We start from the raw sequence: 20,995 nt of genomic DNA on the forward strand, positions 1-20,995 counted from the left end.
GGTCGCTTGCGTGAACCTGTGTTCCAGACCAGCAGATCAGTTATCGCTATCTGGGAAGTGTTTGCGAGTTTTAACTTGCTCCATGCTTTCCAGAATACGGTGATAATTATCAAAACGTTCTTGCGCTATGGCTCCATTCTCGACGGCTTGGCGAATAGCGCAGCCCGGATCGGTATCGTGGCGGCAATCGCGGAATTTGCACCCGCCTAAATAGTCGCGGAATTCCACATAGGCACGCGTGATTTGTTCAGGTTCCAGATGCCACAGACCAAACTCACGCACGCCAGGGGAGTCGATAACATCCCCGCCATGTTGAAAGTGATACAGTCGTGCCGCTGTGGTGGTATGTTGCCCCAGGCCGGATACCTCGGAAACCTCATTTACCAGAATTTGCTTTTCTGTCGATGGTAGCAAGGCATTCAGTAAACTGGATTTTCCAACGCCGGATTGCCCGGCGAAGATGCTGATACGCCCAACCAGTGCCTGCTCAAAAACGTCCATACCTTCACGGGGCTGGCTGGAGACTTCTAGAACGCGATAACCGAGATGACGGTAGATCCCCATCATGTTATTGACCCGCTTGCGCCCACCATCATCCAACAGATCGATTTTGTTCAGCACAATCAATGGTTCCACAGCCAGTGTTTCACAGGCAACCAAGTAACGATCAATCATGTTGAGTGAAAGTTCCGGTAGAATCGCTGAGACGATGACGATCTGATCAATGTTGGCGGCGATGGGTTTGACACCATCGTAGAAATCTGGGCGATTGAGCACTGAAGTGCGTTCATGTACCGCTTCGACGATGCCTTTGACACCTTCGAGCGGCCCCACCCCTGGGCGCCATACTACACGATCACCGGTGACCAGTGAACGAATGGTACGGCGGATATTACAACGATGTTGTTTGCCATCGGCTGCTTCCACGTCGGCATGCATGCCGAAACGGCTGATGACGATACCATCCTGCGGTTCACCGAGTTGGTTGTCATCCAGCTCAGGTTTATTGTCACTGCGGAGGCGGCGCTGATGATTCGCCTGCACTCGACGCTGTTGGCCTTTGGACAGTTTGTTCTTAGTCACTACGCCTCACTTGAGTCTTGGGCTTTTATCGCTCGGGGTGAGCAAAAAGGCTATGATACACACTATTTTATACCCAAGTTCACTCAAGTTGCAGTCAGAGGGTAAATTACCTGTCCCGATGAGCTTGAAAGGACAATCTATACTCAAAATAATCCGAGTTACTTGTAAGTGGGGAAGCATCATGGCAGGAAAAGAGAATAACCTGATTTGGATCGATCTGGAGATGACAGGGCTGGATCCTGAACGTGACCGTATTATCGAGATTGCGACCCTCGTGACGGATGCAGATTTGAATATCTTGGCTGAAGGCCCGGTGATCGCTGTACACCAATCTGATGAGCAACTGGCGTTGATGGATGATTGGAATGTTCGCACTCATACCGGGAGTGGGTTAGTGGAACGGGTCAAAGCCAGCCAGTTTGATGATCGTGCCGCTGAACTGGCGACGATTGCTTTCTTGCAAGAGTGGGTTCCTGCGGGTAAATCCCCCATTTGTGGTAACAGCGTTGGTCAGGATCGACGTTTCCTTTTCCGTTATATGCCGCTATTAGAAGCCTATTTCCACTACCGTTATCTTGACGTCAGTACCTTGAAAGAACTGGCTCGCCGCTGGAAACCGCAAATATTGCCCGGTTTTCAGAAACAGGGGACTCACCAGGCACTGGATGATATCCGTGAGTCAGTGGCAGAACTGGCTTATTATCGCGAACATTTTATTCAGTTGTAATGCGTAAAATCCCCCTGCAATGCCTTGCTGTGGAGATTAATTATTCACCTTGGCGCTTAAAACAGCGATTAAACAAAATTCGCGATTTTTTTGCTTTCGGGGGCTTGCGGCGAAAAAGATTTCTCGTATAATGCGCACCCCGTACCGATGAACAATTATGACATTGCCACCATCGATACGCCGGGCGGGAATAGCTCAGTTGGTAGAGCACGACCTTGCCAAGGTCGGGGTCGCGAGTTCGAGTCTCGTTTCCCGCTCCAATTTTCCGGTTTTAGACTTCCATTGATGTCTAAAACCGTTTGAAAATTAAAGTGATGAGTCATTTTTAAATTCAGGGTTATCCCCTAAAAGCCATGTGCAAGAAGTCACTATTCAAGTACATCGGCCTGTTGCAATAACATCGTCCGTACTTTTCTCTATTGCCAGTCTAAGCACAGAATGTCGCCCTGTGGTTTGCTGTAACCAACGTCAAAATACGCGGTGCCAAACCTCAACTCACCCCTTGAGCCTCAAAGAATAACAACAGCAAGATCTTCGCGGTTAACGAAGACCTTACTCTGTGAGGAAGGGTCAAGACTCGGATTGTAATAGTCGGCGAGTGATTTTTTGCACTGTCGGGGCAAATAAAGCAACGACAGTGAAACCGACTGGCCATGCCAGCAGAAAAGCGTGCATCCATTGCCGGAAAAAACCGGGGTGATAACCGAGGTTGATAAAAGTCACCCAGGCAGGGATTAAAAAAGTCATTAAACCTGACATTAATAATGAAAACAGCAAACGGTACCGTAATGCTTCAGACATTTTTTTCTCCTGTAAGACGTCATTCGTCAGCCTGAATAAGAATGTTATTGTTGACTTGATTAATGGTGAGCAGATACCGATCACCACGCAAGTGACAGAGGGATTAACTGCAACTTGAAACATATCCAGATAAAATGTTGTGAACAGAGTTATCCACAACTTGTGTACATTCCGTCTGTCGCTAAAAAATACAACGCAATCTAAGTGAATTCTATATCTCATTGATAAATATTTAGTTTTATTTATCAAAAAATGTTATCCAGATCACTTGTTCTTTTTGTGACGGTTGAAAGACAACACATTTTTATTTTTATGCACAAATCCACAAAGGGCATTGCGAGGTGGGAATGATAGGCCTGCCATTGGCCTTAAGCATCCCTTGGTAATCCTTTTTCTATGGTGCGAACTAAACGTTTTTGCTGTGTGGTTTGTACCTCAATCCCTAATGTTTCACGTCGCGTCAGTTGTTGTGTCACTGCCCAGGTGATGTGTTCATCCAACATCGGATTTTCACCCAGTCGGGAGCGTAATGCGATGACAATAATATCCTGATAAGGGGCGTTACCGAGAGCCACTGCGATATTACGCAACCAGCGCAGATGTCCGATACGGCGGATGGCGGAACCTTCGGTGATGCGCAGGAATTTTTCTTCGTTCCAACTGAATAACTCGATGAGAGGTGGGGCATGTAACGCCGCCCGTGGGCTAAAATCCGCTTCATCGCTGAGTGGTGAAAAGCGATTCCATGGGCAAATCAGCTGGCAATCGTCGCAGCCATAGATACGGTTACCTATCAATGGACGGAATTCTTCAGGGATTGTGCCTTCCAGCTCGATGGTCAGGTAAGAAATACAGCGGCGGGCATCAACAGTGTAAGGTGCGACAATCGCCCCTGTGGGGCAAGTGGTGATACAGGCGACACAACGGCCACAGTGATCTTCCACTGGCTTATCCACTGGCAAGGGCAGATCAATCAGCAATTCCCCGAGAAAGAACCATGAACCCACCTCACGGTTGAGGAGTAGTGAGTGTTTACCCACCCAGCCAATACCGGCCTTGGCGGCCAGAGGGCGCTCCATGATGGGGGCCGAATCAACAAACGGGCGGAAATTTAATTCACCGCAATAGGCCTGGATCTGCTCTCCCAGCTTTTTTAGTCGTTGGCGTAATAGCTTGTGGTAATCACGCCCCAGGGCATAGCGGCTGATATAACCCAACTCGCTGTTTTTCAACGTACTGGCGAATCGTGCGTTGGCAGGCAGGTAATTCATACGTACTGTGATAACCCGCAGTGTACCGGGTAATAACTCGTGTGGTCGCGCACGTAACATGCCATGCCGTGCCATCCAGGCCATTTCACCGTGGTACTGCTGATCCAGCCAGGCCTGCAATTTAGGTTCTTCAGCAGTCAGATCGGTATCGCAGATCCCGACTTGTTGGAATCCTAGCGATTGCCCCCATTGCTTGATATGTTGGGCAAGTTGATTGAGATCGAAGGGGTGTGTCATGACGAGCCATAGTAAGGAACAGTACAGCTCCAGTTTACCACACTCTGTCTGGTCTGCAGATTGGATCAGGCAGGCGGAGCCGCTAGCGGCAGCAGCACAGGGTATTTCACTCTATTCATTGATGCAGCGAGCAGGTGCTGCGGCTTATGCGCTGGCCCATGAGCGCTACCCGCATAGTAACCATTGGTTGGTTTTGTGTGGGCACGGTAACAATGGGGGTGATGGCTATGTTGTCGCTCGTTTGGCTGCAGCAGTAGGTACTCAGGTCACGGTTATTGCGGTACAAAGCGCTCACTCCCTACCGCCGGAAGCTGCGGCTGCACGGCAAGCCTGGCTTGAGTGCGGTGGCGAAATTCAGTCGGCCAATAGCCACTGGCCAGAGAATATTGACCTGATTATTGATGGTTTGTTGGGGACCGGATTAGCGGCTGCGCCAAGAGCACCTTATGATGGGTTGATCGAAACGGCTAATAAAGTGGGTGTACCGATTATTTCATTGGATATCCCTTCTGGCTTGCTGGCTGAAAGTGGTGCCACACCAGGAGCCGTGGTTCGCGCGACACAGACATTAACGTTTATTGCGCTCAAACCGGGGTTACTTACCGGGCAAGCCCGCGATTGGGTGGGGCAATTGCACTGTAATACGCTAGGATTAGCAGACTGGTTGGTAACACAACCGCTACAAATTCAGCGGATTACCGCGGACAACCTGGGGCAGTGGCTGAAACCGCGTCGTCCATGTTCCCATAAAGGGGATCATGGGCGCTTGCTGCTGGTGGGGGGCGATCATGGTTTGGGTGGTGCGATACGCATGGCCGCCGAAGCCGCACTGCGTAGCGGTGCAGGTTTAGTGCGAGTACTTACTCACCATGAACATGTCGCGCCGTTATTAACCGCTCGCCCAGAACTGATGGTGCAGCCGTTAACGGATGATAGCTTGCACCAGGCTATCGAGTGGGCGGATGTGATCGTGGTGGGGCCAGGGCTAGGCCAAGGTGATTGGGGCAGGAATGCGTTACAGCGGTTGCAATCCAGTGATAAACCAGCGTTATGGGATGCCGATGCACTTAACATGCTGGCATTAGCGCCAGAGAAGCGTCAGAATCGTGTTATTACCCCACACCCAGGTGAAGCCGCGCGTTTATTAGGCTGTAGCACCGCTGATATTGAGAGTGACCGCTTACTAGCAGTACGCAAACTGGCTGTGCAATATGGCGGTGTGGCGGTGTGGCGGTGCTGAAAGGGGCTGGTACATTGATTGCCGGGCCGCAAGGGGAAATGGCGATTGCCGATGTGGGCAATGCAGGTATGGCGTCCGGTGGTATGGGCGATGTGCTGTCGGGTATTATCGGTGGTTTGCTGGCACAAAAGCTCTCACTGTATGATGCCGCCTGTGCAGGTTGTGTGGTTCATGGCGCAGTGGCAGACAACATTGCGGCGAAGCAAGGAACAAGAGGATTATTGGCAACCGATTTGTTGCCGATGATTCCCCATTACGTTAACCCTGAATGGGTAAAATAGACATTAATCGAATGAAAGAGCTTGTTTTACCTCTGCCGGATGAGGCAGCGACAGTGGCATTAGGGGCCACTTTGGCCAAGGCATGTGATCGTGCCAGTGTTATTTATCTTTATGGCGACTTAGGTGCCGGTAAAACCACCTTTAGCCGGGGTTTTCTGCAGGCATTGGGGCACCAAGGTAAGGTGAAGAGCCCCACTTATACCTTAGTTGAGCCTTATACCTTGCAGCCGCTACCCGTCTATCACTTTGATTTGTATCGTCTGGCCTCACCAGAAGAGCTTGAATTTATGGGGGTTCGTGATTATTTCGCCCAAGATGCCATTTGTTTGGTTGAATGGCCGCAGCAGGGGGCTGGTGTACTCCCTACTCCAGACCTGGAGTTACATCTTGCTTATCATGACCAAGGTCGACAAGCGCAGATCCAGGCTGTTTCCTCCTATGGTGGGCAGTTGCTAGAACGAATTCACCGACAGCAAGGATGACAGGGCAATGATGCATAGATTAAGAACATTTGCTGTCATCGCCTTGCTTGCACTGTGTTGGCCAATGGGGGCCTGGGCAGCGTCTTCTTTAGCTGATATCAAAGTGACCAATGCGCAACGCGAGGCCGTCGTATCGGTAAGCTTTACCGGCCCACCAGAGTATACGTTTTCTTCGGCGCATAGCCCGGAGCGCGTCCTGCTGGATGTGAAACAGAGTGGGAAAGTGGGTGGTCTACCCTTAAATTTTAGTGGCAAGAATCTGGTCAAAGGCATTCGTAGCGCTAAGGCGCCGGATGCTCAGAAGGTACGCTTGGTGTTTGATCTCACCCAACGGGCGAAAACCCAGGCGGTTATGCGTCAGGAGGGGAACACCTATATTGTGGTCTTCACCATTACTGCCGAAGAGAGCCCGAAGCAGGACATAGCTGGTAAGGAAACAGTTGGTAAGGACATCGTACGTCGAGTGCCGACGTCAACTTCGACAGTCAGCGATGCTGGGCGTAAAGCACCTGCAGGGGTTAACCCCTTTACCAATAAGCCAGCAGTAACATCCACGTCCACATCGACTACCACGGCAACGCAACCGACAGCGCGCAGTAGCCGCTCTTCTGGCGGCTCTGGCGATCGTGTGGTGGTAGCTATTGACGCGGGTCATGGTGGGCAAGACCCAGGCGCCATCGGGCCTAATGGTCTCAAAGAGAAAAACGTGACCATCGCTATTGCCCAGCGTCTACGAGCCCTGCTGGAGGCTGATCCGGTGTTCAAACCGGTAATGACACGTAATGGCGATTATTTTATCTCGGTGATGGGGCGCTCCGATGTGGCGCGCCAGCAGGCGGCTAATGTCTTGGTGTCCATCCATGCCGATGCGGCACCTAATCGTAGTGCCAGTGGCGCTTCGGTTTGGGTTCTGTCTAATCGCCGGGCGAACAGTGAAATGGCGGGTTGGTTGGAACAACACGAGAAACAATCTGAGCTATTGGGGGGAGCGGGTGATTTGCTGGCAAATAGCAAAGCAGACCCTTATCTTAGCCAGGCGGTGCTCGACCTGCAATTTGGTCATTCACAACGCGTCGGTTACGACGTCGCAGTGAGGGTGCTGAACCAATTGCAAACTGTGGGTGCAATACACAAACGCCGCCCTGAGCATGCCAGTCTGGGGGTGCTGCGTTCACCAGATATCCCATCGCTGTTGGTAGAAACCGGTTTTATCAGTAATAGCAGAGAGGAGCGACTGCTGGGCAGTGGCGCTTATCAGGATAAAATTGCGCGGGCAATCCATAACGGTTTGCGCAATTATTTCCTGGCGCATCCGCTACAAGCCGACCCAAAGGTGGAAGACCGTCCGCTGGGCGTCACAGCGGCGGTTAATCCAAGGACGCAAGATTTAAGACAACCTCAGCCTGTGGGCCGCGCCAGCAGTGCGAAAGTGAGTGTCGGGAAAACGCAAATCCATGTGGTAAAACCTGCAGAGACACTTTCTGGTATTGCCGAAAGTTACGGTACTAGCATGGCGACGCTACGCGAGCTGAATAAATTGAAGAAAGAGGGAGTCTGGGTAGGCCAACGTTTGAAAGTGCCCGCTGGGAATAAAACAGCCGCACCAGCGCAAACCAAGGCAAAAAGTACCAAGGCGACTAAACACAAAGTGACGCGTGGCGATACGTTATCATCCATCGCGACGCGCTATGGTGTTAGTGTGAGTGAGCTTAAACGGGTTAACAAATTAAAATCGGACGTAGCGCCGCTCGATCGCACGCTCATTATTCCGCAGGATTGATGCCAAAAACAGAGGGGTCCGTATGCCTATCCAGGTATTACCGCCACAATTAGCCAACCAGATTGCTGCCGGGGAAGTGGTTGAACGCCCGGCATCGGTAGTGAAAGAACTGGTCGAGAACAGCCTGGATGCAGGGGCGACGCGTATTGATATCGATATTGAACGTGGTGGTGCCAAGCTGATTCGTATCCGTGATAATGGCTGTGGAATTGGTAAAACGGATTTGGCTTTGGCGCTGGCCCGTCATGCAACCAGCAAAATCAGCACGTTGGATGACCTTGAAGCGATCATCAGCCTGGGTTTTCGTGGTGAGGCGCTCGCCAGTATCAGTTCAGTATCACGTTTGGTATTAACTTCACGGACCGCCGAGCAAGGGGAAGCCTGGCAGGCGTATGCGGAAGGGCGAGATCAGCAAGTGACCGTCAAACCGGCCGCACACCCAGTGGGTTGTACGGTTGAAGTGCTGGACCTGTTTTACAACACACCCGCCAGGCGTAAGTTTATGCGCACGGAAAAAACCGAATTTGGTCATATCGATGAAGTGGTGCGGCGTATCGCTCTGGCTCGTTTGGATGTGACCCTCAATTTGAGTCACAACGGCAAACTGATACGCCAATATCGAGCTGCCAAAGATCAGAGCCAGCATGAGCGACGTTTGGCAAGCATTTGTGGCCCGGCTTTTTTACAACATGCGTTAGCGGTGTCCTGGCAGCATGGTGAGCTCAGTATCCGTGGTTGGGTTGCCGATCCACAAGGGTCGGCCCAACTGGGTGAAATGCAGTATTGCTATGTTAATAGCCGAATGATGCGTGATCGACTGATCAATCATGCCATTCGTCAGGCGTATCAGGACCAGTTGAAAGACGAGCAGCAACCTGCCTATGTACTCTATCTGGAGGTGGACCCTCACCAGGTGGATGTCAATGTTCATCCAGCCAAGCATGAAGTGCGCTTTCACCAAGCACGGTTGGTGCATGATTTTATTTACCAGGCGGTAACAACGGTGCTTCAGCAGGCGGCCCATATGCCATTGCCACTTGCTGAACCCAACGGACAACCCACGCCAGCCTGGCAACCGGAAAACCGCATTGCTGCTGGTGGTAACCATTTTGCACAGCCAGCGCCACAGCGAGAGCCATCGCCAGCGACGGAAACGACAGCAACGACAGCAACGACAGAGGCGCGTGAGCGTGCGCCGCAACCGAGCTATCAGGCAGGTCCTGGTTATCAAAAACGTGAAGGTGAATTGTACGGTAAGTTATTGCAGGCCACACCAATAGGTGAGGCAAAAAAACCGCTATTTCCAGCAGCCAAGACCGAACAACAAATACCGCTGGCGGGTAACCAACATAGTTTTGGTCGGGTATTGATGATTTATCCCCCCAGTTATGCGTTGTTGGAGCAACGCCAGCAGTTGGTGCTACTCAATTTGACGATTGCTGAGCAGGGGTTACGCCAGGTGCAGTTATGCCCCCCGGAAGAGGGATTACGACCACAACCATTACTGATCCCGATTAAGCTGACGTTGAATAAAAATGAAGTGGCTGCGTGTGTACAGCATCAGGCTTTACTGGTCAGCATGGGGTTGGAACTACAACCTGAACATGGGTATGTGATGTTGCGCGCAGTCCCTTTACCATTACGCCAACAAAATTTACAAAAGTTGATACCTGAGCTGTTAGGCTACCTCGCCGAATGTCAGGAGGTATCACCTGCCACATTGGCTCGCTGGGTTGCGGGGCAACTCAGCAGTGAGCATGAGCAGTGGAACAACTCGCAAGCGATACAATTGTTGACTGACCTTGAGCGGTTGTGCCCACAATTAGTAAAGTCTCCGCCAGGTAACCTTTTACAGCCTGTAGATTTACACGTTGCTTTGGCGGCACTGAAACATGACTGAAATTGAAATGAACTCTCGTCCATCGGCTATTTTTATTATGGGCCCGACCGCATCCGGCAAGACTGCGTTGGCAATGGCATTACGTGAGCACTTGCCAGTGGAGCTGATCAGTGTAGATTCTGCATTGATTTATCGTGGTATGGATGTGGGTACCGCCAAGCCCTCGGCAGAAGAGTTGGCTCGAGCACCACACCGGTTGATAGATATTCGTGATCCGGCACAAGCCTATTCAGCGGCAGATTTTCGTCGCGATGCGCTGCAACAGATGCACGACATCACTGCTGCTGGTCGTATTCCCCTGTTGGTGGGGGGGACCATGCTTTATTTCAAAGCACTATTAGAAGGATTATCGCCGTTGCCCTCGGCGGATCCGGCGGTGCGTGAACAGATTGAACAGCAAGCTGCGGAGCAGGGTTGGCAAGCGATGCATCGTCAATTGCAGCAAATTGACCCAGTGGCGGCAGAGCGTATTCATCCAAATGATCCGCAGAGACTGACCAGAGCACTGGAAGTTTTTTGTATTTCGGGTAAAACTTTAACGGAACTGACTAAAATTGCAGGTGAATCGTTGCCGTATCAAGTTCACCAATTTGCAATAGCGCCAGCCAGTCGGGAGTTGTTACATCAACGTATCGAACTGCGGTTCAAGCAAATGTTGGCTGCAGGGTTTGAAGCGGAAGCGCGTGCTCTGTTCTCTCGGGGTGATTTGCATCAGGATTTGCCCGCTATTCGCTGTGTTGGTTATCGCCAGATGTGGTCATATTTATCGGGCGATATTAGTTATGATGAGATGGTTTTTCGTGGTATTTGTGCAACACGTCAATTGGCTAAACGCCAAATGACCTGGTTACGGGGTTGGGAGTCGGTTTATTGGCTAGACAGTGATAAACAGGGAGAGGCTTTGAACACAGTAATACAGGTTGTTAGTGCATAGGTTGGGCGATTGTGTACAATTGACAGATATTCGGCGCGCAAATTTTTTAGGTCGTTTATTTTAGAGCCAATAGGTTCTTTGTTACAAACAACAAGCAAATAAGGAAAAGATAGAATGGCTAAGGGGCAATCTTTGCAAGATCCGTTCCTGAACGCATTGCGTCGTGAACGAGTTCCGGTTTCTATTTATTTGGTGAATGGTATTAAGCTGCAAGGCCAGATTGAGTCTTTTGACCAGTTTGTCATTCTGTTGAAGAACACGGTAAGCCAGATGGTTTATAAGCATGCGATCTCTACCGTTGTTCCATCGCGCCCGGTGTCGCATCACAGTAACAATCCGAGTGGCGGTACGACAGGTGGTTATCACCATGGTAATAATCCATCTGCACCGCAGCAGGAAAGCGATGACGCTGAATAAAGCTTATCGCGAATTAACCATGACGGGGAGCCTAGGCTGCAATGTGCGGTTTATGCCCCCCGAACCCGCGGTTTTTTTCCGTTTGAGAGGTCGCACGTTTGTTTGACCGCTATGAAACTGGTGAACAGGCCGTACTGGTTCATATTTATTTCTCGCAAGATAAAGATAGTGAAGATCTCAGTGAGTTTGAGTCACTGGTCTCTTCTGCTGGTGTCGAAGCTTTGCAGGTGGTGACAGGTAGTCGCAAAGCGCCGCATCCTAAATACTTTGTCGGTGAAGGAAAGGCCCAAGAAATCGCCGAGGCGGTGAAAGCTGCTGGTGCGTCTGTTGTTTTGTTTGATCATGCCCTTTCCGCTGCGCAGGAGAGAAATCTTGAGCGCTTATGTGAATGTCGGGTTATTGACCGTACGGGTTTGATTTTAGATATTTTTGCTCAGCGTGCTCGTACCCACGAAGGTAAGCTGCAGGTAGAGCTGGCGCAGTTACGCCATATTGCTACGCGTTTGGTGCGTGGTTGGACCCATCTGGAACGTCAGAAAGGTGGCATAGGCTTGCGGGGGCCTGGAGAAACCCAGTTAGAAACTGACCGCCGTCTGTTGAGGGACCGCATCAGTTTGATTCTGCGCCGTCTGGAACGCGTAGAGAAGCAACGTGAACAGGGCCGGCGAGCTCGCACCCGTGCTGATGTACCGACAGTCTCATTGGTAGGTTATACCAACGCCGGTAAGTCAACCTTGTTTAACCGAATTACCTCTGCCGATGTTTATGCGGCGGACCAGCTATTTGCCACCTTGGATCCCACCTTACGACGTATTGAAGTAGCGGATGTGGGTGATACCGTGTTGGCGGATACAGTAGGTTTTATCCGGCATTTGCCGCATGATCTTGTTGCTGCTTTTAAGGCCACTTTACAGGAAACGCGCCAAGCCTCTTTATTGTTACATGTGATCGACGCCGCGGATAACCGGGTGGATGAGAACATTGAGGCAGTGAATAGCGTGTTGGCAGAGATTGAGTCGGATGAGATCCCGACACTGTTAGTGATGAACAAAATAGATATGCTGGATGATTTTGTCCCGCGTATCGATCGCAACGATGAAAATTTACCCATCCGAGTGTGGTTATCCGCCGCCAGTGGTGAAGGTATTCCGTTGCTATTTCAGGCGTTGACAGAACGTTTATCGGGGCAAATCGTGCATCACCAACTGCGATTGCCACCACAGGCCGGTCGTCTGCGTAGTCGTTTTTATCAGCTTCAGGCAATCGAGAAAGAATGGAATGAAGAGGACGGTAGTATCGGTGTGATAATACGTATGCCGATCGTGGAGTGGCGTCGCCTCTGTAAACAGGAACAGGATCTGATTAACTTTATCGTATGATTGTATCCTGTTACATTTAGCCGCTCGTTTTAACAATTGACTAGGCTATACCCATAGTTTTCAACATGTCATTGGCAGAGTGAGGCCCCTGGCTCTCGGTAAATCCGGTAACAGGGGAATGAGGATCTCTCTTCCTGCCGTTGGCATGACAATGGGGATAACCCTTGCATTTTCAAAGACGAAGGGCAAAGCGTTAGCCTGAAGTACCTAATCACAGAATAATGGAGCTAAAACATGGCGTGGAATCAGCCCGGTAATAACGGACAAGACCGCGACCCGTGGGGGAGCGGCAATAATAATGGCGGCAACTCTGGCGGTAACAATAATAAAGGTGGGCGCGACCAAGGGCCCCCGGATTTAGATGATATTTTCCGTAAGCTGAGCAAGAAATTGAGCAGCCTGGGTGGGAATAAGGGCTCCAACAGCAATAACAGTGGTGGTACTGGTTCAGCCAAGAATTTCAGTGGCAGAATCATCGTTATTGCCGTGGTTGCCGCTGTGGTGGTTTGGGCCGCAAGTGGCTTCTATACCATTAGAGAAGCTGAACGTGGTGTCGTCACTCGATTCGGTAAATTGAGTCATCTGGTACAACCGGGTTTAAACTGGAAACCGACATTTATTGATCAGGTGATCGCGGTCAACGTGGAGTCCGTGCGTGAACTGGCGGCATCAGGCGTGATGCTCACGTCGGATGAGAACGTGGTGCGCGTGGAAATGAACGTTCAGTATCGTGTCACGGATCCGGCGGCTTATCTGTTCAGCGTTACTGATCCCAATGATAGCTTAAGACAAGCGACAGATAGCGCATTGCGTGGTGTTATTGGTAAATACACCATGGACAAGATCCTCACCGAAGGCCGTACCATTGTACGTAGCGATACGCAGCGTGTACTGGAAGAAACCATTCGTCCGTACAAAATGGGGATCACTTTGCTTGACGTCAACTTCCAGGCTGCTCGTCCGCCGGAAGAGGTGAAAGCGGCGTTTGATGATGCTATTGCCGCACGTGAAAATGAACAGCAATTCATCCGTGAAGCAGAGGCTTACGCCAACGAAGTTCAGCCGCGCGCCAATGGTGCGGCACAGCGTTTGTTGGAAGACGCCAGAGCTTATGAAGCACGTACTGTTCTGGAAGCTCAGGGTGAAGTAGCGAAGTTTACCAAGCTGCTGCCGGAGTATAAGTCTGCACCAGAACTTACGCGTGAACGTCTGTATATCGAGACCATGGAAAAAGTCTTTAGCCATACCCGTAAGGTGCTGGTGAATGACAAAGGCAACAATAATCTGATGGTGTTACCACTGGATCAAATGTTGCGTAACCAGGCCGGTCCGACAGTAAGCCAAGGTAATAGTGATACCAGCCTGATTCGTCTCAACCCTGCTCCATCCACTGACAGTGTTTCGGATGCCAGTCCCAACAATACCACGAGTGGTTCAACTATGGACCAACGCCGTGTCAATACGCAGCGTAGCGACAATACTCGCGTAGGGAGAGAATAATCAATGCGTAAGTCATTTATAGTTATCGTTGCCGTGGTGCTGGTAGCGCTGTATACCTCCTTGTTTGTGGTACAGGAAGGTGAGCGTGGCATTGTGTTGCGTTTTGGCAAAGTACTGCGTGACAACGAAAATAAACCACAGGTGTATGCGCCAGGGTTACATTTCAAGATTCCTTTTATTGAAACTGTGAAAACCTTGGATGCACGTATTCAGACCATGGATAACCAGGCGGATCGCTTTGTCACTAGCGAGAAGAAAGATCTGATCGTTGACTCCTTCCTGAAGTGGCGCATCAGTGATTTTAGCCGTTACTACCTGGCAACGGGTGGTGGTGATGTTTCTCAGGCCGAGGTTCTGTTGAAGCGTAAATTTAGTGACCGTCTACGTTCGGAGATTGGTCGTCTGGATGTGCGTGATATTGTTACTGACTCCCGTGGCCGCTTGATGGCCGATGTCCGTGACGCATTGAATACTGGTACTGTGGGTGATGGTGAGGTGGTGGCTACCACTGAAGCTGATGATGCTATCGCTTCTGCTGCAGCCCGCGTTGATCGCGAAACCACCGGTAAGCAGCCACAGATTAACCCGAACAGCATGGCTGCATTGGGTATTGAGGTGGTTGATGTGCGTATCAAACAGATCAACCTGCCAGCGGAAGTGTCTGATGCAATATTCCAGCGTATGCGTGCAGAACGTGAAGCAGTAGCACGTCGTCATCGTTCTCAGGGTAAAGAAGCAGCGGAGAAGCTGAAAGCGACTGCCGACTATGAGGTGACCCGCACCATTGCAGAAGCTGAGCGTCAGGCACGTATTACTCGTGGTGCTGGTGATGCACAAGCCGCCAGATTGTTTGCGGATGCATTTAGCCAGGATCCTGATTTTTACTCCTTTATCCGTAGCCTGCGTGCTTATGAAACCAGTTTTGGTTCAGGTAACCAGGATGTGCTGGTATTGAGTCCGGACAGCGATTTCTTCCGCTATATGAAGTCGCCGGAAGCAACACGAAATAGATAAAATACCTAATGTCTTTCTGACCATGTATTGAAAGAGAACGGTTTTGAAAGAGAAGGGTAGGTATCGGGGCTCGTTAAATGCGAGCCCTGATTTTTTTGAGGGAACATGATGAATTTAACGATCTGGCTGGCACTCGGATTGGTTTTGGTACTCGAAGGGTTGGGGCCAATGCTGTTTCCACAGGCTTGGCGTAAAATGATCCTGGCGATGACCCAGTTGCCAGATTCAACTTTACGGCGTTTTGGTGGTGGACTAGTGGTTGCTGGCTGCGTGATCTACTACATGTTGAGTAGCCGTGCCGGGGGATAAACGGGAGTCGAAAAAGTAGGCAGTTGTCGGTTAAAAGTGCTGAAACTCACAAATTACGGTGTTAGAATCCATTTTTAAGCAACCGGTGATGGTAAAAATGGGTAACAACGTCGTCGTACTGGGCACCCAATGGGGTGACGAAGGTAAGGGTAAGGTCGTAGACCTGCTGACCGAACGGGCTAAATATGTTGTGCGCTACCAAGGTGGCCATAATGCAGGCCATACTCTCGTTATCGACGGTGAAAAAACCGTTCTTCATTTAATTCCCTCAGGTATCTTGCGTGAAAACGTGACCAGTATCATTGGCAATGGTGTGGTTCTGGCTCCAGATGCATTGATGAAAGAAATGGGGGAACTCGAAGCGCGTGGTATCCCGGTGCGTGAGCGGCTGTTATTGTCTGAAGCCTGTCCGCTGATCCTGCCTTACCACGTCGCTTTGGATAATGCGCGTGAGAAAGCGCGTGGTGCTAAAGCGATCGGGACCACGGGTCGTGGTATCGGCCCGGCTTATGAAGATAAAGTGGCTCGTCGTGGTCTGCGTGTGGGTGATCTGTTTGATAAAGAGACCTTCGCGGTTAAGCTGAAAGAGGTCATCGATTACCACAACTTCCAGTTGGTTAACTACTACAAGGTCGATGCGGTTGATTACCAGGCAACCCTTGATTACGTGATGTCTATCGCAGATGTCCTGACCTCAATGGTGGTGGATGTTTCCGAATTGCTGGACGGTGCGCGTAAACGCGGTGAACGCGTGATGTTCGAAGGCGCACAGGGTACCTTGCTGGATATTGACCACGGTACTTATCCCTATGTTACCTCGTCTAATACCACCGCAGGTGGTGTCGCAACCGGTTCTGGCATTGGCCCACGTTATGTGAATTATGTGCTGGGCATCGTGAAAGCCTATTCTACCCGCGTGGGGGCTGGCCCATTCCCAACTGAACTGTTCGATGAAACAGGTGAATATCTGTGTAAGCAAGGCAATGAGTTTGGTGCTACCACTGGTCGCCGTCGTCGTACCGGTTGGTTGGATGCAGTAGCAGTACGCCGTGCTGTGCAACTGAACTCGTTATCGGGCTTCTGTTTGACCAAACTGGATGTTCTCGATGGTCTGAAAGAAGTGAAGATCTGTGTGGGTTACCGCATGCCAGATGGTTCTGAAATCACCACTACGCCGCTGGCGGCAGAAGGTTGGGAAGGTATTGAACCGATTTATGAGAGCATGCCTGGCTGGAGTGAAACCACCTTTGGGGTGAAAGACTACAGCCAATTGCCACAGGCGGCGCTAAATTATATCAAACGTATCGAAGAGCTGACGGGCGTGCCAGTAGATATTATTTCTACCGGGCCAGACCGTAGCGAAACCATGATATTACGTGACCCGTTTGATGCATAATCTGTTGTTATGCTGTGATGTACCCGTCATTCAGGTTGCAGAAGGTATTTCTGTAACTTGAATGATACTAGCGATAAAGCAAACCGGGAGCTGTCCCGGTTTGTCTGATCACCGTTCCCCGATAACCCCTTCGTATTGAAAATTCGTTATGCCTAAATTCATCTGGCTCTCTGTCGCTTGGATGATAAACGGTAGAAATAATTAGCAACGAACTCTCTGGCTGGTTTATTATCCAATCAGATATCAATATCCAGGTTGTGTCTCAGCGGCCTGCATGATGATGAAATATTAAGAAATCGCCGAGAGTCGGCATATTAAATGGGTAAACAGTTACCCAGAGGTAGACGTGCAGTTAACCAGTTTTACGGATTATGGCCTACGGGCATTGATCTATATGGCATCATTACCGGCAGAGAAAATGACCAGTATCTCTGAAGTGACGGAAGTGTACGGTCTTTCGCGCAACCATATGGTAAAAATTATCAATCAGTTAAGCCATACAGGCTTTGTCACTACCGTGCGGGGCAAAAACGGCGGGATTCGCCTGGGTAAACCTGCCAGCACTATTCGTTTGGGCGATGTAGTACGCGCCCTGGAGCCTCTTTCACTGGTGAATTGTGCCAGTGATTTTTGCCATATAACGCCAGCCTGTCGCTTAAAGTCGATACTTCAACAGGCGGTACAGAATTTCCTTAAGGAGCTGGACGATTATACTTTGGCCGATATGGTTGAAGACAACTCACAGCTCTACAGGCTTTTGCTTGTCAAATAAAGCGTTGCTGAGCCAATCAGGCTCAATGACATCCTGCTGATGACAACCGAGGAATCCTAATGTCACAAGATCCATTTTTGGAACGAGAAGCAGAAAAATATGAATCCCCAATTCCGAGTCGTGAATTTATTCTGGCCCATTTGGCGAAACGTGAAACGCCAGCCAGCCGCGAAGAGTTGGGTAATGAACTGAATTTATCTGGAGAAGAACAACTGGAAGCTTTGCGCCGTCGTCTACGGGCGATGGAGCGTGATGGCCAGTTAGTGTTTACTCGCCGCCAGTGCTATGCCTTGCCAGAGCGACTGGACTTGCTGCGTGGCACCGTGATCGGTCATCGCGATGGCTACGGCTTTTTGCGTGTTGAAGGGCGTAAAGACGATCTGTATCTTTCCGCCGAACAAATGAAAATGGCGATCCATGGTGATGTGGTATTGGCGCAGCCATTGGGTGAAGACCGCAAGGGGCGCCGCGAAGCGCGGATTGTGCGTGTGTTGGTGCCTAAAACCAGTCAGATTGTCGGGCGTTATTTCACTGATGCCGGTACCGGCTTTGTGGTGCCTGATGATGGCCGCCTCAATTTTGACATCCTGATACCCGCTGACGCCATTTGTGGTGCGCGTATGGGGTATATGGTCGTCGTCGAGTTGACTCAACGCCCAACGCGTCGTACCAAAGCCGTGGGTAAGATAGTCGAGGTACTGGGGGATAAAATGGGCACGAGCATGGCGGTAGACATCGCTCTGCGTACCCACGAGATCCCGCATACCTGGCCGCCGCAGGTGGAAAAACAGGTTGCCGACCTCAGCGAGCAAGTGCCAGAGGCCGCTAAAAAAGGGCGTGTGGACCTGCGTGAACTGCCACTGGTGACCATTGATGGTGAAGATGCCCGCGACTTTGATGATGCGGTGTACTGTGAGAAGAAACGTGGTGGCGGTTGGCGTTTGTGGGTTGCCATTGCTGATGTCAGCTATTACGTGCGTCCACGCACCGCGCTGGATGATGAAGCCCGTAGCCGAGGTACATCGGTCTACTTCCCTTCACAAGTGGTGCCGATGCTGCCGGAAGTGCTCTCCAATGGCCTGTGTTCTCTCAACCCGCAGGTAGATCGTCTGTGTATGGTTTGTGAGATGACCATCTCTGCACAGGGCCGTCTCTCTTCATTTAAATTTTATGAAGCAGTGATGAGTTCTCATGCACGTTTAACCTATACCAAGGTGTGGCATATCCTTCAGGGGGATCAGGAACTGCGTGAACAGTACCATCCTTTGGTTAAACACCTGCAGGAGTTACACGCGCTGTATAAAGTGTTGGACCAGGCTCGTGCTGAGCGTGGCGGTATTGCCTTCGAAACAGAAGAAGCCAAGTTTATCTTCAATGCTGAACGCCGTATTGAACGTGTTGAGCCAACGGTACGCAATGATGCGCATAAGCTAATTGAAGAGTGCATGATCATGGCAAACGTTGCGGCAGCACGTTTTGTTGAAAAGAATAATGAGCCTGCACTGTTCCGCGTGCATGATCGCCCCAGTGACGATCATATTACGGCATTGCGTAGTGTGCTGAGTGAGCTTGGTCTGACTTTGGGTGGGGGAATGAAACCGCAACCGAAAGATTACGCCACTTTGATGGACGAGGTCTCTGAGCGTCCGGATCGGGAAATGCTGCAAACCATGCTGCTACGTTCGATGAAACAGGCGGTTTATGATCCCGAGAATCGTGGTCACTTCGGTTTGGCATTGGCGGCTTATGCTCACTTTACTTCGCCAATTCGCCGTTACCCAGATTTGTCGTTACACCGGGCTATCAAATATCTGCTGGCTAAAGAGCATGGTCAGCCGAAGGAGCGCTGGACACCCACCGGTGGTTGGCACAGTGAATTCGAAGAGATGCTGCAACTGGGCGAACACTGTTCGATGACGGAGCGCCGTGCGGATGAAGCTACGCGTAATGTCGCGGACTGGTTGAAGTGTGATTTCATGCAGGATCACGTCGGTGAAGTGTTCAGCGGGATTATTGCCAGTGTCACTTCATTTGGCTTTTTTGTGCGTTTAAACGATCTGTTTATTGATGGTTTAGTGCATGTCTCAACCTTGGATAACGATTACTACCGCTACGATAATATTGGTCAGCGCCTGATCGGTGAATCCAGCGGTATGGTTTATCGTCTGGGTGATGCGGTGGAAATTCGTGTTGATGCAGTGCATCTGGATGAGCGCAAGATTGATTTTGCTTTGGTATCGAGCACGCGCAAGCCAAGGGGTGAGGGTAAAACTGAACGACAACGCAGCAAAAGCGGTAACCCTCGTAGATTACGTGATGGCAAGGGGGCAGAGCCAGGCCAGAAGCCACGTAAATCCCGCAGTGGTAAAGCACCTGCGAATTTTGAGGCAGATAGCGTTTTTCGTAAGAAAGAGGCTAAGCCTGATAAAGAGGCTAAGCCTGATAAAGAGGCTAAGCCTGCTGATAAGGTGAAAAAGGACAAAAAGGCGAAAGCCAAAAAAGTGTCTGATAAAACCCAAAAGATAGCGGCGGCAACCAAAGCTAAACGTGCCAGCAAGAAGAAAGCTGCAGAGCAGAAATAATCTGCCGCATTTGTTATCACCGGCCAGGAAGACCCTGGCCACACAGTTAAAAGATCATCATGAGCGAAATTATTTACGGTATTCACGCCGTCAAAGCCCTATTAGAACGAGATCCACAACGTTTCCTGGAAGTATTTATTCTCAAGGGGCGTGACGATCGTCGCTTGCAACCATTGATTGTTGAGCTGGAAGCTAGCGGTATCGTTATCCAGGTGGCAAACCGCCAATGGCTGGATGAGAAGGTGGAAGGGGCGGTCCATCAAGGGATTATTGCGCGGGTACGTGAAGGGCGGAAGTATCAGGAAAACGACTTACCGGGCCTGTTAGAAAATATCGATACCCCATTTTTGTTGGTATTGGATGGCATTACGGACCCACATAATCTGGGGGCCTGTCTGCGTAGTGCCGATGCGGCAGGGGTGCATGCAGTGATTGTCCCCCGTGATCGTTCTGCCCAATTGAATGCAACGGCAAAGAAAGTCGCCTGTGGGGCGGCAGAAAACGTGCCATTGATCCAGGTCACCAACCTGGCGCGTACCTTGCGGTTATTGCAAGAGATGAATATTTGGGTGGTAGGCACCGCAGGTGAAGCGGACCATACTTTATACCAAAGCAAAATGACCGGCCCGATGGCCCTGGTGATGGGGGCGGAAGGCGATGGTATGCGGCGTTTGACCCGTGAACATTGTGATGAGCTGATCAGTATTCCGATGGCAGGGACGGTTTCTTCGCTTAACGTTTCCGTCGCAACCGGTATCTGCTTGTTTGAAGCGGTACGTCAGCGCAGTTAATAAGCTAAGTTGAGACTCGTCGTCATGCCAAGCCCACGGCAATTGGCATGACGACGGGTAGAAAACCGTAATAAATCCCATTCATCCCTTGAGTTTCCA

At 50.5% G+C, this 20,995-nt stretch carries 17 protein-coding genes, 1 tRNA gene and 1 pseudogene; 16 read left to right on the forward strand and 3 right to left on the reverse strand.

What is annotated here, in order from left to right:
- Positions 1 to 36: 36 nt before the first annotated feature.
- Positions 37 to 1,083 (reverse strand): small ribosomal subunit biogenesis GTPase RsgA, encoded by a 1,047-nt coding sequence (rsgA, locus tag AC2A06_RS09410; protein WP_484380102.1) that lies wholly within the window; start codon positions 1,081 to 1,083, stop codon positions 37 to 39.
- Positions 1,084 to 1,264: 181 nt separating this feature from the next.
- Here rsgA and orn point away from each other — a divergent pair, with 181 nt between their 5' ends.
- Entirely contained in the window at positions 1,265 to 1,810 is a 546-nt protein-coding gene (orn, locus tag AC2A06_RS09415; RefSeq protein ID WP_023489444.1) for an oligoribonuclease, read from the forward strand.
- A gap of 184 nt (positions 1,811 to 1,994) precedes the next feature.
- A tRNA-Gly gene (locus tag AC2A06_RS09420) sits at positions 1,995 to 2,070 on the forward strand.
- 310 nt (positions 2,071 to 2,380) lie between these two features.
- Here the strand turns inward: AC2A06_RS09420 and AC2A06_RS09425 are convergent.
- A complete protein-coding gene (locus tag AC2A06_RS09425) occupies positions 2,381 to 2,611 on the reverse strand; it encodes a DUF2798 domain-containing protein (protein WP_023489445.1) in 231 nt (76 codons plus the stop codon).
- A 368-nt stretch (positions 2,612 to 2,979) separates the two neighbouring features.
- On the reverse strand, positions 2,980 to 4,119 hold the full coding sequence (gene queG / locus AC2A06_RS09430) for a tRNA epoxyqueuosine(34) reductase QueG (protein WP_484380103.1): 1,140 nt from the start codon (positions 4,117 to 4,119) through the stop codon (positions 2,980 to 2,982).
- On the opposite strand from queG, the pseudogene nnr reads away from it, so the two are divergent.
- The 14 genes and pseudogenes from nnr (at position 4,118) to rlmB (ending at position 20,896) form a co-directional block, all read left to right on the forward strand.
- Positions 4,118 to 5,640 (forward strand): annotated as a pseudogene (nnr, locus tag AC2A06_RS09435) (bifunctional ADP-dependent NAD(P)H-hydrate dehydratase/NAD(P)H-hydrate epimerase). The gene queG and the pseudogene nnr sit on opposite strands and share 2 nt — an antisense overlap.
- 11 nt (positions 5,641 to 5,651) lie before the next feature.
- Positions 5,652 to 6,122, forward strand: a complete 471-nt coding sequence (gene tsaE, locus AC2A06_RS09440; RefSeq protein ID WP_473196183.1) for a tRNA (adenosine(37)-N6)-threonylcarbamoyltransferase complex ATPase subunit type 1 TsaE — start codon at positions 5,652 to 5,654, stop codon at positions 6,120 to 6,122.
- Positions 6,123 to 6,129: 7 nt separating this feature from the next.
- Entirely contained in the window at positions 6,130 to 7,902 is a 1,773-nt protein-coding gene (gene amiB, locus AC2A06_RS09445) for an N-acetylmuramoyl-L-alanine amidase AmiB (RefSeq protein WP_484380104.1), read from the forward strand.
- A 22-nt stretch (positions 7,903 to 7,924) separates the two neighbouring features.
- On the forward strand, positions 7,925 to 9,802 hold the full coding sequence (mutL, locus tag AC2A06_RS09450; protein WP_484380105.1) for a DNA mismatch repair endonuclease MutL: 1,878 nt from the start codon (positions 7,925 to 7,927) through the stop codon (positions 9,800 to 9,802).
- Positions 9,795 to 10,736 carry a tRNA (adenosine(37)-N6)-dimethylallyltransferase MiaA gene (gene miaA, locus AC2A06_RS09455; protein WP_473196180.1) on the forward strand — a complete coding sequence of 314 codons (942 nt, stop codon included), beginning with the start codon at positions 9,795 to 9,797 and terminating at the stop codon, positions 10,734 to 10,736. The genes mutL and miaA overlap by 8 nt, the downstream gene beginning before the upstream one ends.
- 114 nt (positions 10,737 to 10,850) lie before the next feature.
- On the forward strand, positions 10,851 to 11,153 hold the full coding sequence (gene hfq, locus AC2A06_RS09460) for an RNA chaperone Hfq (protein WP_023489452.1): 303 nt from the start codon (positions 10,851 to 10,853) through the stop codon (positions 11,151 to 11,153).
- 98 nt (positions 11,154 to 11,251) lie between these two features.
- The gene (hflX, locus tag AC2A06_RS09465; protein ID WP_023489454.1) at positions 11,252 to 12,532 is read left to right on the forward strand and encodes a ribosome rescue GTPase HflX; all 1,281 of its coding nucleotides are present in this window, start codon (positions 11,252 to 11,254) and stop codon (positions 12,530 to 12,532) included.
- Positions 12,533 to 12,766: 234 nt separating this feature from the next.
- A complete protein-coding gene (hflK, locus tag AC2A06_RS09470) occupies positions 12,767 to 14,032 on the forward strand; it encodes an FtsH protease activity modulator HflK (protein WP_023489455.1) in 1,266 nt (421 codons plus the stop codon).
- Between the two features lie 3 nt (positions 14,033 to 14,035).
- A complete protein-coding gene (hflC, locus tag AC2A06_RS09475) occupies positions 14,036 to 15,046 on the forward strand; it encodes a protease modulator HflC (RefSeq protein WP_023489456.1) in 1,011 nt (336 codons plus the stop codon).
- Between the two features lie 108 nt (positions 15,047 to 15,154).
- Positions 15,155 to 15,355, forward strand: coding sequence for a DUF2065 domain-containing protein (locus AC2A06_RS09480; protein ID WP_023489457.1), 201 nt, complete (start codon positions 15,155 to 15,157; stop codon positions 15,353 to 15,355).
- Between the two features lie 97 nt (positions 15,356 to 15,452).
- Entirely contained in the window at positions 15,453 to 16,751 is a 1,299-nt protein-coding gene (locus tag AC2A06_RS09485) for an adenylosuccinate synthase (protein ID WP_484380157.1), read from the forward strand.
- A 346-nt stretch (positions 16,752 to 17,097) separates the two neighbouring features.
- On the forward strand, positions 17,098 to 17,523 hold the full coding sequence (nsrR, locus tag AC2A06_RS09490; protein WP_484380106.1) for a nitric oxide-sensing transcriptional repressor NsrR: 426 nt from the start codon (positions 17,098 to 17,100) through the stop codon (positions 17,521 to 17,523).
- 59 nt (positions 17,524 to 17,582) lie between these two features.
- Entirely contained in the window at positions 17,583 to 20,105 is a 2,523-nt protein-coding gene (rnr, locus tag AC2A06_RS09495) for a ribonuclease R (RefSeq protein WP_484380107.1), read from the forward strand.
- 59 nt (positions 20,106 to 20,164) lie between these two features.
- Positions 20,165 to 20,896: a 23S rRNA (guanosine(2251)-2'-O)-methyltransferase RlmB gene (gene rlmB, locus AC2A06_RS09500; protein WP_484380108.1), complete on the forward strand. Its 732-nt coding sequence runs from the start codon at positions 20,165 to 20,167 to the stop codon at positions 20,894 to 20,896.
- Positions 20,897 to 20,995: the final 99 nt, after the last annotated feature.

The sequence above is a fragment of the Serratia sp. HNCC26DJ244 genome, assembly GCF_057180565.1.